Source organism: Pedobacter rhizosphaerae (assembly GCF_900111155.1).
GTDB lineage: Bacteria > Bacteroidota > Bacteroidia > Sphingobacteriales > Sphingobacteriaceae > Pedobacter > Pedobacter rhizosphaerae.
Window position 1 is genome coordinate 22,257 of record NZ_FOGG01000013.1, and the last position, 18,240, is coordinate 40,496.

General features: G+C 39.6%; 15 protein-coding genes. 11 read left to right on the forward strand and 4 right to left on the reverse strand.

All coding sequences use genetic code 11. The annotated features are described in order from the left end of the window. Positions 1-3 precede the first annotated feature (3 nt). Positions 4-498, reverse strand: a complete 495-nt coding sequence (locus BMX11_RS12080; RefSeq protein ID WP_090884576.1) for a DinB family protein — start codon at positions 496-498, stop codon at positions 4-6. 132 nt (positions 499-630) lie between these two features. On the opposite strand from BMX11_RS12080, the gene BMX11_RS12085 reads away from it, so the two are divergent. The 10 genes from BMX11_RS12085 (at position 631) to BMX11_RS12130 (ending at position 14,203) form a co-directional block, all read left to right on the forward strand. Further along, complete coding sequence (locus BMX11_RS12085; RefSeq protein WP_090884578.1) at positions 631-1,593, forward strand: GlxA family transcriptional regulator; 963 nt, start codon at positions 631-633, stop codon at positions 1,591-1,593. A gap of 136 nt (positions 1,594-1,729) precedes the next feature. Continuing rightward, positions 1,730-2,407, forward strand: coding sequence for a response regulator transcription factor (locus BMX11_RS12090; RefSeq protein WP_090884580.1), 678 nt, complete (start codon positions 1,730-1,732; stop codon positions 2,405-2,407). Beyond that, positions 2,407-3,759, forward strand: a complete 1,353-nt coding sequence (locus tag BMX11_RS12095; RefSeq protein WP_090884582.1) for a HAMP domain-containing sensor histidine kinase — start codon at positions 2,407-2,409, stop codon at positions 3,757-3,759. The genes BMX11_RS12090 and BMX11_RS12095 overlap by 1 nt, the downstream gene beginning before the upstream one ends. A gap of 56 nt (positions 3,760-3,815) precedes the next feature. Then, complete coding sequence (locus tag BMX11_RS12100; RefSeq protein WP_090884584.1) at positions 3,816-5,087, forward strand: TolC family protein; 1,272 nt, start codon at positions 3,816-3,818, stop codon at positions 5,085-5,087. A 6-nt stretch (positions 5,088-5,093) separates the two neighbouring features. Next, positions 5,094-6,191 (forward strand): efflux RND transporter periplasmic adaptor subunit, encoded by a 1,098-nt coding sequence (locus BMX11_RS12105; RefSeq protein ID WP_090884585.1) that lies wholly within the window; start codon positions 5,094-5,096, stop codon positions 6,189-6,191. A gap of 27 nt (positions 6,192-6,218) precedes the next feature. Then, positions 6,219-9,329: an efflux RND transporter permease subunit gene (locus tag BMX11_RS12110; RefSeq protein WP_090884587.1), complete on the forward strand. Its 3,111-nt coding sequence runs from the start codon at positions 6,219-6,221 to the stop codon at positions 9,327-9,329. 1,145 nt (positions 9,330-10,474) lie between these two features. Beyond that, positions 10,475-11,326: an AraC family transcriptional regulator gene (locus tag BMX11_RS12115; protein ID WP_090884589.1), complete on the forward strand. Its 852-nt coding sequence runs from the start codon at positions 10,475-10,477 to the stop codon at positions 11,324-11,326. A 77-nt stretch (positions 11,327-11,403) separates the two neighbouring features. Continuing rightward, a complete protein-coding gene (locus BMX11_RS12120) occupies positions 11,404-12,732 on the forward strand; it encodes an amidohydrolase (RefSeq protein WP_245738650.1) in 1,329 nt (442 codons plus the stop codon). Positions 12,733-13,226: 494 nt separating this feature from the next. Then, complete coding sequence (locus BMX11_RS12125; RefSeq protein WP_090884593.1) at positions 13,227-13,784, forward strand: YeeE/YedE family protein; 558 nt, start codon at positions 13,227-13,229, stop codon at positions 13,782-13,784. Between the two features lie 5 nt (positions 13,785-13,789). Then, on the forward strand, positions 13,790-14,203 hold the full coding sequence (locus tag BMX11_RS12130) for a DUF6691 family protein (RefSeq protein WP_090884595.1): 414 nt from the start codon (positions 13,790-13,792) through the stop codon (positions 14,201-14,203). A 20-nt stretch (positions 14,204-14,223) separates the two neighbouring features. Here the strand turns inward: BMX11_RS12130 and BMX11_RS24325 are convergent, their stop codons facing one another. Continuing rightward, the gene (locus BMX11_RS24325) at positions 14,224-14,394 is read right to left on the reverse strand and encodes a hypothetical protein (protein ID WP_217643832.1); all 171 of its coding nucleotides are present in this window, start codon (positions 14,392-14,394) and stop codon (positions 14,224-14,226) included. Positions 14,395-14,545: 151 nt separating this feature from the next. Here BMX11_RS24325 and BMX11_RS12140 point away from each other — a divergent pair, with 151 nt between their 5' ends. Further along, entirely contained in the window at positions 14,546-15,538 is a 993-nt protein-coding gene (locus BMX11_RS12140; protein WP_090884600.1) for an FAD:protein FMN transferase, read from the forward strand. A 5-nt stretch (positions 15,539-15,543) separates the two neighbouring features. On the opposite strand, the gene BMX11_RS12145 is transcribed toward BMX11_RS12140, so the two are convergent. Both BMX11_RS12145 and BMX11_RS12150 read right to left on the reverse strand, forming a co-directional pair. Beyond that, positions 15,544-17,739, reverse strand: a complete 2,196-nt coding sequence (locus BMX11_RS12145) for a PepSY domain-containing protein (protein ID WP_090884602.1) — start codon at positions 17,737-17,739, stop codon at positions 15,544-15,546. 12 nt (positions 17,740-17,751) lie between these two features. Next, positions 17,752-18,240, reverse strand: coding sequence for a DUF2271 domain-containing protein (locus BMX11_RS12150; protein ID WP_090884604.1), 489 nt, complete (start codon positions 18,238-18,240; stop codon positions 17,752-17,754).

Below are 18,240 nucleotides of genomic sequence, written 5' to 3' on the forward strand. Positions count from 1 at the left end.
GCTTTACATATAATTCATTCCCGGATAGCCTAACAACCTGCGCCAAAGGGCTATCTGCCCAATGCAGTTTGCTTCTCTATAGGTGGTAAAAGAAATCATGTCGAAAATAGTCATCTCCATACCAGGCATCTCAAACTGTTGATTCAATTGTTCTTCATCCATATTTTGTAAGGCCTCTAGCAAAACCGGGGAGATAAGATTCCAGTCTTCTTTAAATGCCTCCAGTGAAGGGTAACTGGCATCATCGATAATTCCTTTATTATCTACAAACAGTTCTCCGGTTTTGGCTTTTAGGTCTTTTCCAAGAGATTTAGCAAGAAAAAATCTGCCCTGAACTATGCTTCCTGTAATCCATGCGATATGATTCGCTTTGGTGTCCAGTCTTTTTTGAGCATCTTTTTGGTCAATTCCAGCTAATGCCCGTAATAAGAAATCGGTATGCATTTCGTATAAAACCAATATTCCATACAACTTACTGCTTTTGGGTTCATTTTTCATTGTTTTTCTGGTTGATTAGTATAATCTAAAGTTACGTTGAAATTTTACCCAAAGCAGTTGCCGTAAAAGTCAATATTAGGGGGTGTTTAAGACATTTTTTATATATTTACTGATAAGCTAACCGAATTAAATATGAAAAATGTAGGCATTCTACTTACCAAGCAATATAAATTATTAAGCATTGCCGCAATTTTAGATGTTTTTGATACAGCCAATCGATTTCAACTCGAAATGGGCTTTGATAAACCTTATGAACTCAATTTGATTAAACTGGATGAAAATCAAGATGGTTTTTTCAAGCCTTATGCTACGCAGTCTTTAAATGATGATCATTCATATCAGCTGATTATTATTCCAGCATTTACAACAGACGATATCCGAAACGCAGTTTCACAAAATGCCGCCTTCATTCCCTGGTTAACCAAACAGTACCAGCATGGAGCAGAAATTGCCACGGTATGTACGGGCGCATTCCTACTGGGGGCTACCGGATTATTAGATGGGAAGGTGGCCACCACACACGTTGATGCGAGTAAGGCCTTCTCAACAGCCTTTCCAGCCGTAAAACTTAAAGCAGATAAAACAGTTACCCAGGATGGCAGATTGTATACCAGTGGTGGTGCAACCTCGTCTTTTCATTTGTTGTTACACCTGTTGCAAAATCATTGTGGAAAAGACACGGCCATTAAGGCGGCAAAAGTATTTGCCATTGATATGGACAGAAACAATCAATCCTATTTCAGTTCCTTTCAACCCTTTCGGCACCACAACGATGATCTGGTCGCTTCTGCACAAGACAAAATCGAAAGCTGTTATCAGGAGGTAGCCACTATTGAAGAAATGATTAAAGATATCCCCTCAAGCAGGAGAAATATAGTACGCCGTTTTAAACAGGTTGTCGGAATTACGCCAATAGAATATTTGCAGCAAACCAGAATTGAGGCTGCTAAAAAGCTTTTGGAACAAACGGGCCAGCAAATGACAGAGATCATATACAATTCAGGATACAATGACCCTAAAGCGTTCAGGAAGGTTTTTAGAAAGACTGTGGGCATGACCCCTACGCAGTATCGCGATAAGTTTCAAGCCAGGTAGCAGAAATAGAACCGCTCGGCGAAGATGCAGAAACAAGTTCAGCAAGATGAGGTTTTTAATGGGATTTCTTCATGAATCTCCCGCATCACTCTCACTAATTTTACCGCTTTAATAGCTTTTCCTTACTTTTGCTACTATGCCCAAAATTGGAATAGCTGAAGACGATCATAAAATTGCCGCGCTTTTAACATCGGCCTTAACAGAAAATGGATATGAGGTGGTGGATGTTCATGACGGAATTGCTGCCCTGGAGCTTTTTACCCATGAAAAATTCGACCTTTTCATTGTTGATATCATGATGCCCGGATTAAATGGCATCCAGCTGTGTAAGCAAATCCGCGATAACCAAATTGCTACACCACTGTTAATGCTTACTGCGATGGGAACGGTAGATGATAAGGTAACCGGATTAGATGCCGGGGCAGATGATTACCTTGTAAAACCATTTCACCTCAAAGAATTGCTGGCCAGAGTGGCAGCATTACTTCGCCGGCATCCCGCCAACACCCCTACAACCACACACCAGCTCTGTTTTGAAGATTTATGTTTAGATACGTATAGCAAAGAGGTATCAAGAGCAGGAAAAACCATCGAGCTAAGTGCGAAAGAGTTTATTTTACTCGAACTCTTTCTTCGGAATCCCAACAGGCTGTTAACCCGACAATACATTGCAGAACAGGCCTGGGACATTCATTTCGACACTGGAACGAATGTAATTGATGTATATGTTAATTTTCTGAGAAAGAAGATTGACAAAGATTTTGAGCGAAAACTGATCCATACTAAAATAAACATGGGATACATTTTAAAGTAATGAAGATAAAAGATCGCATAGCACTATATTTTACCTTAATCAGCACCACCATGCTGTTTGCTGTGCTTTTTACAATCTATCTTACCTTTATGAAGTTTTTACAGGCCGACTTTTTTGAGCGGCTTACCGACCGGACAATGGTTACCGCTAAACTTTACCTGGAAGCGGATGAAATTAGTAGAGATGCGCTGAACAATGTTAGGCACAAGTACCTGCAAAAACTAAATGGCGAGGTTACCCGGATTTACGACTATAAAAACAGGGCGACATTTATAGGCGATTCTGCCCAGTACTGGACTAAATCCACCATTGAAAAGGTGCGTAAAAATGGGCGTTTACAATATACCGACGGGGAAAGACAGGTAGTTGGCATTTATTATAAAGATAATCAAGGCGACTTCGTCATCCTGGCTTCTGCATATGATAGTGGCTCCCACAACCGCTTAGATAAGCTTCTGAAGATCATGATTTTTGTGTTTCTGCTCATCTTTATCGTTGTGCTGCTGCTAAGCCGATGGATAGCAGACAAAATGCTTAAGCCACTCCATCAATTTGTGCTCGAAGTAAAGCAAGTAGGATCGAAAAACATGGAACTACGGGTAGCAGAAACAAATAACAAAGATGAGATCAACCTCATCGCCAAGAGTTTCAATCAGCTGATGGAAGAACTGGAACAGGCCTTTATCCTTCAAAAAACTTTTGTTGCCAATGCTTCGCATGAGCTTAGAACGCCCTTAACCCGAATGATGATGACAGCTGAGCTGGCCTTAACGAAAGACAGAACACCAGAAGAGTATCAAAAAGTGTTAAATACCATGCTGGACGATACTTCAAAAATGGAGCACATCATCACGGGGCTATTAACTTTAGCTAAAATGGACCTGGAACTGATCCGCTCTCAAATGGATTCGGTAAACCTTCAATCTATCTTATTAAGTATTCAGGCCTATTGGCGCAAGCAGGAAAATCTTCCTGTTCAATTAATTTTTAATACACCAAATGAGAAGCTTCCGCTCATCACTGCCAATACCGTTTTATTGCAAATTGCTTTGAATAATATTATTTCTAATGGTTTTAAGTTCTCCGATAAACAGGAGGTAACTTGCACTTTGAGCCATCTAGATAACAACTATATCATTCACATTCATGATCTTGGCCCAGGGATTCCAGAAGCAGAAAGAAATGAAGTCTTCAAAGCTTTTTACACCCGATCACAAGATTCAGGTTACCAGGGTGAAGGTATGGGCCTGTATATGACCCATAAAATTATCGACCTTTTTGGCGGTCAAATAGCTGTTTCTGATACAAAAAGCCCTGGCTGTACATTTTCTGTAATACTTCCAAAGCTTTAATCCGCTTTTAATTTCGATTTAATTCGACTTTAATTTGGCTGAAATAGCTTTGCTGCATGAGCAAAATTTCTTTGTGGTTATGCGTTGTTTTAACCTCCATTTCCATTTCTGCCTTTGCGCAAACCGATACCTTAAAGTTAGATCTCCATCAGGTTGAACAGCTTTTCTTAAGGAATAATTACGAATTACTGGCCAGCAACTACCAGATTGATCAGGCAAGAGCCGATTTAATTACCGCTAAGCTTTTCGACAATCCGGAGCTAGAATACGAAAATCTATTTTACAACCACGAGACTAAAAAATTTCTTCAAACCTCTTATGCCTACGGCCAATTTGCAACCTCAGTTTCGCAACTGGTTAAACTTGCCGGTAAAAGAAATAAAAATATTAAGCTCGCCCAAACAGGAATAAAGCTGGCTGAATTCGAATATTTTGATCTGATCAGAACTCTTAAATTCGAACTTCAAAGCACTTTTTATAAAGCTTATTACCACGGCCAGTCAGTTCAGGTTTATCAGGAACAAATTGATGCAGCGCAACAGCTTTTAAATGCTTACAACCTTCAGCTACAGGTTGGCAACGTGGCTCAAAAAGAGGTTATCCGCATGAAGTCATTAGTGATTAGTCTAAAATCAGAACTTACTTCATTGTTAAATGATTTGGAAGATGATAACAGAGACCTGAAGCTACTTTGCGGAATAGTCCCTACAGTTGTTATTAAACCGCTATTAAATGACCCTAAACTTTCCAATCAACCCATCGAAAAAATCAGCTATATCAATCTGCTCGATTCGGCAAGAAGCAACCGGGCAGATTTGAAACTTGCACAAGGCACATTACAGTATAACGAGCAACAACTCCAGTTACAAAAAGCTATGGCCATTCCTGATGTAGAAGTATCTCTGAGTTACGATTTAAAGGGTAACTATCCAGAAAAATATACTGGCTTGGGGCTTAAAATCCCTATCCCCTTATTTAACCGAAATCAGGGCGAGATTAAAAAAGCTAAGGTTGGTATAGCTGCTGCACAAACGAATATCAAAAAGCAAGAGCTGCAACTCGAAAACGAGGTTTACAACAGCTATTTAACTGCCTTGCGTAATGAAAAACGGTATCAGGAGATCGACCCCGGTTTCTATTCAGATTTCAACAAGCTGATTACCGGTCTCATCAGCAACTTCAAGGCCCGCAATATTAGCTTAATTGAATTCTTAGACCTCTATGATTCATACAAGGAAAACACCCTTCAACTCAATAATATTGGCTTAGAACGGATGAACTCCAGAGCGGAGATTAACTATGTAACTGGCGCTAACATCTTTAAATAACTACAAATGCAAACCCTACAAAAACACATACTAAAAGGCATCGCTATTTCAATAATTGGATTGGGTATTTCCTGTAGCAATCATTCTACCCCTGTGGCCCCTGAAAAATTTGCCATCACAGATTCTTTATTGAACAGGCTTTTAATTGATACCGTAGAACAAGCGAAAGGAAAAACTAACCTGATATTTTCGGCAAAGATTACCGCAAATGAAGAAAAAAGATCAGAGCTTTTCCCCATGGTAAGCGGTACCATTAGCCGTGTTGGTGTGAGATTGGGCGACCAGGTAAGTAGTGGACAAACGCTGGCTACTGTACAAAGTGCAGAAATGGCTGGATTTGACAAAGAAGTAATTGCTGCAGATGCAGAACTTAATAATGCGGCCCGGGCACTAAAACAAGCCGAGCAGCTCTACCAAAGCGGCCTATCCTCGGCTAAAGAACTGGAAGAAGCCCAAAACGATTTCCGCATAAAAAAGGCGGAAGTGAAGCGATCCAACGCCGTGCTAAAATTAAATGGTGGAAGTAAAAATGGTTCATATGCTATAAAATCGCCTATCAATGGCTTTGTGATTGAGAAAAATGTAACCGATCATATGCAACTCCGCAGCGATAACGACAAAAGCCTTTTCACGATTGCCGATTTATCTAAAGTTTGGGCCATGATCAATATTTATGAATCAGATATCTCCAGAATCAAAACGGGTGATGAGGTGAGTTTAACTACCCTCTCCTATCCTGAACAAACGTTTAAGGGAAAGATTGATAAACTTTATAGCCTGATTGATCAGGAAAGCAAGGTGATGAATGCCCGTGTGGTGATTAACAATCCGGATTTCTTATTAAAGCCAGGCATGTTGGGTACGGTTAGCGTTTCTGCAAGTTCTGGCACAAGCCTTCCGGTATTAAATTCGAGAGCCGTTATTTTCGATGACAATAAAAACTACGTGCTGGTGCTGGGTAGCGATAGAAAAGTGCGAATTCAGGAAATTGAAATTGGTCGTAAAACTGCCGACAAGGTTTACATCAGCAAAGGCTTAAATGCAGGAGATCATATAATTGCTTCCAAGCAAGTATTTCTCTTTGAAAGCTTAAAATCTCAATAAAACTTCAATTCTTTAGCTTCTTGCATCATGAATAAATTCATTAAGAGTATCATCGGCTTTGCCCTGAAAAATAAATATTTCATCTTTTTTGCTACGTTCATTCTCATTTTGGCGGGGTATTTAAGCTTTAAACAAACCACCATTGATGCCTTTCCGGATGTAACCAATACCAACATCACTATCATAACCCAATGGCCTGGCCGCAGTGCCGAGGAAGTTGAAAAGTTTGTAAGCAGGCCATTGGAAATTGCCATGAATCCAACTGAAAAAAGGACCAGTATCCGTTCTTCCTCCCTATTTGGATTGTCGATTGTTAAAGTAAGCTTTGAAGATGATGTGGATTACGCCGAGGCCCGAGTGCAGGTGAATAATCATTTAGATGAAGCTGACTTGCCAGAAGGTATTAAACCAGAAGTACAACCGCCTTATGGCCCAACAGGAGAGATTTTCAGATATACGCTAAGCAGTGATGAAAAATCAGTTAGAGAACTTAAAACCCTGCAGGATTGGGTAATCCAACGCGAATTACTTTCCGTTTCGGGCATAGCTGATGTGGTGAGCTTTGGTGGCGAGGTTAAAACTTATCAGATTACGGTTGATCCGCAGAAAGCCATTCAATATGGGGTAAGTGCCAATGAACTTTTTGAAGCAGTTTCTAAAAGCAATATCAACGTAGGTGGAGATGTAATTAAGCAAAGCGGACAAGCTTATGTAGTACGTGGTATTGGGGTATTGAACAATATTGATGAGATCAGAAACATTGTAGTAGACAACATTAACGGTACGCCTGTTTATGTAAAAACCATTGCTGATGTAGCAGAATCTGCACTACCCCGATTAGGACAGGTGGGTAGAGATCAAGATCCTGATGTAGTGGAAGGCATTATTGTGATGCGTAAAGGGGGAAATCCGAGTGAAGTAATTGCCAGGTTAAAAGAAAAAATCAAAGATATTAATCAGAATATCTTGCCGGGAGATGTCAAAATAAAACCTTTTTACGACCGGGAAGACCTGGTTAACTATTCGGTTCATACCGTAATGGGCAATATGCTGGAGGGAATCCTTTTTGTAACGCTAATTGTATTTCTCTTCATGGCCGATTGGCGAACCACGCTAATTGTATCTATCATTATTCCCCTGGCGCTCCTTTTTGCCTTTATCTGCTTAAAACTAAAAGGAATGCCCGCCAATCTGCTATCAATGGGGGCTATAGATTTCGGAATTATTATCGATGGAGCGGTAGTGATGGTAGAGGGAATTTTCGTTGCACTGGATTATCATGCCAAAAAGGTAGGTATGGAGCGCTTTAATAAAATGAGCAAGCTGGGTTTCATAAAAAAAGCTTGTATGGAGAATGCAAAGGGGATTCTATTTGCCAAGTTAATCATTATTACAGGCCTCCTGCCTATCTTCACTTTTGAAAAAGTAGAGGGTAAAATGTTCTCTCCCCTAGCCTGGACATTGAGTTTTGCGCTTTTGGGAGCATTAATCTTAACGTTCACGCTAGTGCCTGCCATGGCCAGTGTTTTATTGAAAAAAGACGTGAGGGAAAAGCACAACATCTTTTTAGACTGGATGACAAGGGTGACCTTAAAATGCTATGATGCTTGCTTCAGGAACAAGAAGCTGGTATTTGGATTGTCAATCATTATCTTGGCCCTGGGTGCATTTAGCTTCAAATTTTTAGGAACAGAATTTTTGCCCAGCTTAGATGAAGGTTCTATTTACGTGCGGGCCACTGGTCCATTAAGCATCTCGCTTGATGAAACCAAGAAACTATCTAATGATATCAGGAAAATCTTTTTGAGCTTCGACGAAGTAAAACAGGTAATGTCGCAAACGGGGAGGCCAAATGACGGAACCGATGCCACAGGCTTTTATAATATGGAGTTCCACGTAGATATTTATCCCCGTAAAGAATGGAAACGCAAACAGAGCAAAGAACAATTGATTGAAAGAATGCAGGAGAAACTCAAAAGCTTTCCCGGTATCAGCTTAAACTTTTCACAACCCATCTCTGATAATGTTGAAGAAGCCGTATCGGGTGTAAAGGGTTCTATTGTGGTCAAAATGTTTGGAGAAAACTTCGATTATATTGAAAAGGAAGAAGAAAAGATAGAAAGTATCTTAAAAACAGTAGAGGGAATTGAGGATTTAGGCATTTTAAGAAATTTAGGACAACCCGAATTACAGATTAATCTGGATCAGAAAAAGATGGCCCTTTATGGCGTAAGCATTGCCGATGCCAATGCAGTAATTGAAATGGCCATAGGCGGAAAAGCAGCTACCCAGATTTATGAAGGAGAACGCAAGTTCGACCTCATTATCCGCTACCCGGAAGACTTCAGAAATGACGAAACAGCAATAGGAAAACTCAGAATCCCTACCCTTTCCGGGTCAAATGTGCAGTTAGGAGAAATATCGAGTATCCGGAAGATTACCGGCCCCAGTATGATTTACCGGGATAAGCATAAACGATATGGTGCTATTAAATTTTCTATCAGAGGAAGAGATATGGGAAGTGTAATTGCAGAGGCTCAACAAAAAGTGAATGCCAAAATCAAAATGCCCAAAGGCTATACTTTAGAATGGGCAGGAGATTTTGAGAATCAGCAACGCGCAATAGGTAGATTATCTCAGGCCGTTCCCATCAGTTTATTACTCATCTTTTTTATTCTTTTCGTTCTCTTTGGCAATATAAAAGATGCACTATTAGTCTTAAACAATGTTCCATTTGCCATTATTGGAGGTGTATTGGCCTTATTAATTTCGGGTGTAAATTTCAACATCTCAGCAGGAATTGGCTTTATTGCATTGTTCGGGATTTGTGTTCAAAATGGGGTGATTCTGATTACACGTTTTAAAACGAATATCGCCGAACTTAAACATCATCCCAACTGGACTTTCACCGATGCCATGAGGGATGGGGTTGCCAGCAGGTTCCGCCCGGTATTAATGACCGCCATGATGGCCGCTATCGGCTTGATGCCAGCTGCGCTTTCTACAGGCATTGGTTCTGAAGCCTCTAAACCTTTAGCCATTGTGGTTATTGGAGGCTTGGTTACCAATACCTTGTTTAATCTATTTGTTTATCCAATTGTGTTTTATTGGTCTTATCAGAAAAAGGTTCGGAGTTAGAAATACACGTGTCACCCTGAACTTCATCTACTGGCTGGTGTCCTCACCAGTCAGATCAATAGAATATCTTCATAAACCTCTAACAAGATCCGTCACCCTGAATTTATTTCAGGGTCTTATTTTAAAGATGCTGAAACAAGTTCAGCAAGATGATTACGAGAAATCTTTTGTACACGATCGTCACCATGAATTTCACCTACTGGCTGGTGTCCTCACCAGCCAGATTGGTATATCTTCATAATCAGTCACCATGAATTTATTTCAGGGCTTTATCTTAAAGATGCTGAAACAAGTTCAGTAAGACAAAATTCTAATGGGATCCCTTAGTAATCTCTAACACACGCGTCACCCTGAATTTATTTCAGGGTCTTATTTTAAAGATGCTGAAACAAGTTCAGCAAGACGGAATCTCTAATGGGGTCTATTCACCTACTGGCTGGAGTCCTCACCAGCCAGATTAGTATATCTTCATAAACCTCTAACAAGATCCGTCACCCTGAATTTATTTCAGGGCCTTATCTTAAAGATACTGAGCTAAATTCAGCAAGACGAAATCTCTAATGGGATCCCTTAGTAAATCTCTAACACACGCGTCACCCTGAATTTACTTCAGGGTCTTATCTTAAAGATGCTGAAACAAGTTCAGCAAGACGGAATCTCTAATGGGATCCCTTAGTAAATCTCTAACACGCGCGTCACCCTGAATTTATTTCAGGGTCTTATTTTAACGATGCTGAAACAAGTTCAGCAAGACGAAATCTCTAATGGGATCCCTTGGTAAATCTCTAACACGCGCGTCACCCTGAATTTATTTCAGGGTCTTATCTTAAAGATGCTGAAACAAGTTCAGCAAGACGAAATCTCTAATGGGATTCCTTAGTAAATCTCTAACACACGCGTCACCCTGAATTTATTTCAGGGCCTTATCTTAAAAATGCTGAAACAAGTTCAGCAAGACGGAATCTATAATGGGGTCCCTTAGTAAATCTCTAACACGCGCGTCACCCTGAATTTACTTAAGGGCTTTATCTTAAAGATGCTGAGCTAAACTCAGCAAGACGAGTTGTAAAATAGGCTCTCTTAATAGACCGCTAACACAATCACTAAATTGTGTTTCTCTTCCAAATTCCCTAATTTCGAAAACAATGGCTACGATACCAGAATTTCAGACTTTAGGCTTGGATAACTTTCAATCTAGCTACCATGCAGACATTTACCTGCTGGATCATGTGACTCAGGGAAATAACCATATCACGACAGCCCATAAACATGATTTCTATCTGTTCTTTTTAATCGAGCAAAGTAATGGAACACACAATATCGATTTCATAGACTATCCCGTACGCAACTATCAACTCCATATCTTACTGCCCGGTCAGGTACATCACTGGCAATTAGCCGATGATACCAAAGGTTTTCAGCTGATGTTTACGCAAAACCTATTTGATTCCTTTCCAAATGCTATCAATCTTTCGGCTTCTTACCCGTTTAAATCTCCATCGGTTATCGATTTAAATCAAGAAACCTTTCAGCTACTGAACTATGAATATAACCAACTAGATCATGAGCTGAAAAAAGAAGAGCGCTTGTGGGATATGATTTTACTGCGGTGGAGAATAATCTCCGCTTTAATCGCTCATGAAACAGCGCGTAGCCATACCGATAAAAATCTATCCAAACCCCACCCTATCGTTAGCCAATACCTCAAACTAATAGATGAATATTACAAGCAAAGTAAAAAGGTATCATTCTATGCAAAGAAATTAAACATCACCGCTAACTACCTTAATATTTTATGCAGAAAAAACGCAAATCATTCTGCTAACACCCTGATTCAAAACAGAGTTATTCTAGAATCAAAGCGTTTATTACAAATATCCAAGTTAAGCATTAAAGAAATCGCCTACGATCTTGGGTTTGAAGATTTAGCCTATTTCTCCAATTTTTTCAAAACCCACACCGGGATATCGCCAAGAGACTTTAGAGAAAAGTTATAATTTCTACAAGTTATAGCATTTTTTTTACAAGTAAATACAGGGCTAAAAAACCTATTCTTGTAAAAATATTTTAGCGTATGACAATGAATGCCTTAAGCCGTAAGAAATTTATCCAGCAAACTATGGGCGCTGTGGGTGGTAGTATCCTGGCTTCATCTTTACCTACTTCGATACTTGCCATGGAAACTGCGGCAAAAAATCAGGGAAAAGGCGAGTTGATTTTAAAGAATGTAAGGTTAGAAACGGGCTTTATTCGAGATGACTTTGAAATTACCGGTACCAAAACAGAATTGTTTACAGTAACCATTGAGAACGGTAAATTTAAATCTATCAAGGCAAACAGCAACCTGGCTGGAGCTATAGATGCTAAAGGATATCTTCTTTTACCGGCCATGCGTGATATGCATATCCACTTGGATAAAACATTCTATGGCGGCAAATGGAAAGCCAGATCTAAGCGTCAGAAATCGGTAAAAGACATGATTACTTTGGAGGAGCAAATATTACCCGAATTGCTGAAAACCTCTACCCAACACGCAGAAAGAATTATTGAATTACTACAATCTAAAGGCAGTAATTTTGCCCGAAGTCATGTGAATATAGAGCCGACATCGAAATTAGATTCTTTGAAAAACCTGAACAAGGCGATAGAAAATAAAAAAAATAGTTTCGGCACGGAACTCGTGGCTTTTCCGCAGCATGGGGTCTTTTACTCCAAATCAGAATCATGGATGAAAGAAGCCGCTCAAATGAATATTGATTTTATTGGTGGTTTAGACCCCTTCAGTATTGACGGAAGCATTGAAAAAACGATAGATTTCACCGTTCAGTTGGCCTTGGATCATAACAAAGGCATTGATATCCATTTACACGAATCGGGAGAAAGTGGATTAAAAACCATTGAATATTTAACGGCCAAAGTAAAAGAAAACCCTGCGCTAAAAGGCAAAACCTTTCTGAGCCATTGCTTTGCACTCGGAAATTTAGAATCTAAAAAACTGGAAGAAACCTGTACAGGTTTGGCAGAAGCTCAAATTGGGGTCATTTCTACTATTCCTTTTGGGCGATTAATCATGCCAATTCCAACTTTATACAAACATGGTATTAAAGTGATGACAGGAACGGATAGTGTGGTGGATCACTGGAGTCCGTTCGGTTCTGGAAGCATGTTACAAAAAGCTAACCTCATGGCGCAGCTTTATGGTTCTTCTTCTGAGTTTGAACTTTCGAGATGTTTACGCATTGCTACCAATGATGTTCTTCCGCTTAATGAAGCAGGCGAACAGCAATGGCCAAAAGTAGGCGATAATGCCGATTTTAACCTGATAGATGCCAGTTGTTCTGCCGAAGCAGTAGCCAGAAATTCCAGCATTAAAGCATTATATCATAAAGGGGTGTTGGTTTAGACCTTTATTAGTATCTTTTTGATGTAAGAGGGAAAATGGAAGATGGACTGTTGCCTTACAAAGCGGCACACCTTACATCAACCCTGCAATAAAATGGAAGAGGGAAAATGGAAGATGGACTGTTGCCTACAAAGCGCCCCTGATTACATGAACTCTGCAATAAAATGTAAGAGGGAAAATGGAAGATGGACTGTTCCTTAAAAAGCGTCCCTCCATAAATCAACCCTGCAATAAAATGTAAGAGGGAAAATGGAAGATGGATAGTGACATAGAAAGATGTCCATCTTACATCAAACCATTTTACATAATCAGGAGTTTTACCCCCCGCATGATTATTCTCTAATCCATGATGGTTGTGTGAACCAGCTACTTCCCCCATGATTATTTAAGCCAAGCTTCTATTTGAATGTAACTGAACTATAATTAACTTTAAGATTCAAATAGAAGCCGAATAAATCTGCTAAGGACTAATACAGATTCGGCATGAAACCAAGATGGTAGAATTTATTAAACAGCCCTGGCCCTGGTACTTTTCGGGCATTATGATTGTTATAATCATGCTCGTATTGATTTTCTTTGGAAAGTCTTTTGGCTTTTCGTCCAATCTCCGTACCATTTGCAGTATGGCAGGTGCCGGGAAAAGGGTCAAATTCTTTGATTTTGATTGGAAGGCACAAATTTGGAATCTACTCTTTCTGCTAGGCTCGATTATAGGCGGATACTTGGCAACCCATTACCTGAGTGACCCGAAGCCTGTGGCACTGTCCGTTCAAACACAAAATGACCTCCATAAATTAGGCATTCAATTTAACGGAAAACTAAATCCCGATGAGCTCTTTTCCTTAACGGCTTTGGAAAATCCTAAAACGATATTACTTTTATTATTAGGTGGAATTTTAGTTGGTTTTGGATCGCGCTACGCCGGGGGCTGTACCTCAGGACATGCCATATCCGGATTATCTAACCTCCAACTCCCCTCTTTAATTGCCGTAATCGGTTTCTTTATAGGCGGATTAATCATGACTTTTCTCCTTTTCCCCTTAATTTTCTAAGTGATATGAAATCGATCAAATTTATACTGGCAGGAATTGTATTCGGAATAGTGATGACTAAATCAGAAGCCGTCTCCTGGTTTAGAATTCAGGAAATGTTCAGGTTTCAGTCCTTCCACATGTATGGCATAATAGGTACAGCAGTGATTCTGGGTGTTTTATCTGTGTTAGTCATCAAAAAATTAAAACTAAAAGATATGAGTGGTGCCCCAATCCAGTTTAAGGATAAAGACAAAGCCTACAAGAAGTATATTGTTGGAGGCATTATCTTCGGTTTGGGCTGGGCACTCACAGGCGCATGTCCAGGTCCTATGTTTGTTAATTTAGGTAATGGATACCCTACCCTTATTATTGTAATTATGGGTGCACTTTTAGGCACTTATTTATACGGTGTTTTCCAAAAGAAATTGCCCCATTAATTAAAACAAAAAGCGAGCCGTTACCGCCACATTTGCCAATCCTTTAAGTCCGTACCATTATTTTCCTCACTAATCTGATTCCAGAGTTGCAGGCTGATTTTTTCTATCATATCATGATTTAATCTGCCATTACCCATTTCTTGTCCTTCTAAATTTGCTACTTGGTTTTCCCCTAACTTTTCGTTTACCATATTGAACTGCTTTTGATAATTATTCAACATAGAAATTAAAAAAATGTTTAATCAGATTTAAATAAGTTATCCTATGATCCAGATTTTATTCTAACTAAAACCTCCAGGAACACGATGTTAAATCTTATTTTTACGCCAGCAAAGCCTTTTAATGAAAAATTTTATTTTATTTTCCCTTATCCTGTTTACGCTCAGTTCAACTGCCCAAACCCTACGAAAAAGGACTACGCTTTTAATGGGCGGAAGATTTGACATCAGCCTTGTGGCGAAGGATTCACTTCGTGCAGAACAGAACATTGATAGCGTGATTGCAGAAATTTCGAGAATAGAACGCCTGATTTCTGATTGGAAAGCAGATTCGCAGGTTTCGGAAGTGAACCGCAATGCAGGCATTAGGCCTGTAAAGGTAGATGCGGAGGTATTTGCTTTAACAGAAAGGGCTATTGCCTTATCAAAAGCTACAAAAGGAGCATTTGACATCAGCTTTGCCGCCATGGATAAAATCTGGAAGTTTGATGGCTCCATGACTAAAATGCCTTCAGCAGAAGCCATTAAAAGATCCGTGCAAAAGGTAGGGTATCAGAACATTATCCTTAACAAGGGCAATTCTACGATTTTTTTAAAACTCAAAGGCATGAAAATTGGGTTCGGTGCATTGGGCGAGGGCTATGCTGCTGATAAATGCAGGGCAATGATGCTGGCCAGGGGCGTAAATGCCGGAATCGTAAATGCTTCGGGCGACATGAGTACCTGGGGCAAACAACCTGATGGAACTGATTGGTCTATTGGAATTACCAACCCCATGAAAGAGGATACATTATTGGCAATAGTACCTTTAAAAAATGGAGCTGTAGTTACCTCTGGCAGTTACCGAAAGTTTGTAGAATTTAATGGCAAGAGATATGCTCATATTATTAATCCAGCTACAGGCTATCCTGCAACCGGATTAATTAGCGTAACCATCTTTGGCCCAAGTGCCGAGGTAGCCAATGGTTTAAGTACTTCTATTATGGTTTTAGGTAAACAAGCGGGGCAATTGTTTATTCAGAAATACCCGGCTTACAGCTATATTATGATTACCGATAAAGGCACCGTTATTTCATCGAAGGATCTACATTTAAATCTTCATTCAACAAACCGATAACCCTATCAATAACAATCTGTTAGCACCTGATTTCTCGACTGGTAAAAAGAAATGGATTGTCCGGTTTTTTCCTGGCATATCGTTTCCAATATGGCCAATATGTCTTTTTGCATCGCCAATGACCCACAAAGCATCAGTACGGCTGCATTTTTCAAACTTTCAGCTATCCAATCTGCTTCTAGTTTAATCAGATCACTTACATACTGCTTCTCTCCTTCCCTTGAGAAAGCAATATGCTGCCTGGTTAACTTTTGGTCCTCTATTTTAGCGGCCAGGAAAGATTTAAATGGTTCGAAAGAAGCTGATGCTCTAAAACCAGAAAACAAGTAACAAGGCACCTGCTTTTCATTTTCGTCAATCATCCCCAGGAAAGGAGCAATACCTGTTCCATTAGATATCATAATCACTTTACTGGCCTGTTTTGGAAAATAAAAGTGTGGGTTTCGAATAATCTTGGCCTTTAAATCTTCCTTTGCCTTTAACTTATGGAGATAACCAGAGCCCAATCCATCAGGATGAAGCCGAACACTCAATTGAATAGCTCCCGCTACTACACCAATAGAATAAAGTCTTTCTCTATGATCATTTGCAGGATAAATGGCCAGTAAATCACCAGATTTCACCTTTAACTTCCTTTTTGCATCCAGATTGATTTGAAAAGTAGCTGTTTCGGTACCAATTGCAGTATTTGAACGAACAACAAATTGCTGCAAAGACTTTGTTTTTAACCTCTTTTGTTTAGGAAAACCAGGAAGCTCTATACCACTTTGTTGCGACCAGGCCTCTGCCCAAAGTGAAATCTCCTGCAATGATTTATCATTTACCGTGTGGATATCAATTAATGGCGTAGACCAGTTTTGCCTCCCAAGTTCATTGTGTACATCAAAAGCAAATTTACAGAAATCGGCATAGGCTTTAGAACCGAAACCTAAAACACTATATTGTACGGGCTGCAACTGGGGCTTTTCTAACACTAACTGCAAAAACTTACCTGCATTTGCGGGCGGATCACCCAATCCATAAGTTGAGGTAAAGATGATCAGCTGGCTGGCGTTCGGATAAACTGTATATTGATTTAAGGTAGTGATATAAGATTTTTTACCGGCTTTAATGAGCAGTTGATGAACATGGCTGGCATAACCATAGCTGCTCCCATTTTCAGAGCCTACCAAAATAATAAACTGACTTTCAGCTGCAGAAAACTTATTTCGGGTTCTTTTAGATAATCGCTTTAAAGTAATGGCAAAGCCCGAATAAATGAAGAATAAAATTCCGATACAAGAAATGGCTAAAACCAAAGCCCAGATCAAATTTGCCCTCCCGGTATGGAGGTCTAAACTCAGATTGGTAGCCAGCAAGGCAAAAGGATATTTACTTTCTGCAAGCAATACGCCGGTAACCTGATTAACGGCTATTTCCCGATCTTTAAGCGTTAAAATATAATAATCTTCAATATCGGTAGAGAACGGGAATTCGATCTTTTCCACATCAGATAAACTGATCTGCTGAAAAACTTCGAAATCCTTTATTTTTTTCTGAGGGCCAGATTTAATTTCATCTATATTAACCTCTACACCTTTCTTAGCCGTTTTCAATACCCCTAAGGTATTTAATGATAAATAGGTGCCCGAAATAGCTATAATAAGAATAGGAATAAGCAATATACGACCCAGAACCACATGGTAATATTGAGAAAAATCATCTTTATGGATTTTGGCAAATAAACGCCTTAAACCTCTTTGCCGCTGTATGGTTAATAAAATACCACTAATGGCAATCAGGATCAGTAAAAAAGCAGTAAGACCAATTACAATCCGCCCGGCTGAATGTAAAAAAAGAGATCGGTGAAGTGTGGTTACCCATTGAAAGAATTCATTTTTCTGCTCGATCTGGCCTAATACTTTACCTGTTTCAGGACTAATATACGCTTTAACATCCCCGCCTGCCGTATCAATAGCCTGAATCTCTACAAATCGCTTGTGGCTTACAGAGATACTGGTTACTTCATCATATTTAGCTTGTAGCGTAGGAATCAACTGAGCAACAGTGATTTCATCAAGGTTACCCTGCCCGTAGCTTTTGTTTTTTTGACTTATCGGCTCTGCCGACAAAATAATGCCTGTAACTGCGGCTAATAATAAAAAAAGAAAAGAAGATACAGCCAAAGTGAGGTGGCTGTATCTCCAAATAGATTTAATCATATTGCCCTGATATTAGTTAGGGCTAAAACGTACATATCTGATAAAACCTGTGCCATCATTCTTTGCAGAAAGTGTTGCAGTAGTTAAAGGTACTTCCAGATCTTTTACATGGTATTCTTTATCCTCTACGGCACTTTCAAAGCGTAATTTATAGCCGGCATTGATTTTAGATTTTTCAATCTCAATTACCGAAACGCCCCGATCACCCCCGGTTAGTGAAGCACCCGTAATGGCACTGATATTAGCGGGCTTCTTCGCATTGTATTTATGCCATTCTTTTAAGCTATTGTACCATTTTTTATCAGCGCCTAACACATAAAGTGTTTTATTGTATTGTCCTTTAGCATCAATTAACGAAATCACAATGTATGCACCTTCGCCCATATAATTGGTCATTTGTATCATACATTTGTATTTAGCGGTTTCCTGAGCTTGAGCATCAGCAGGTTTAAAAAATGCCAATACAATCAGCATTAATGTTATTTTAAAGATATTGTTCAT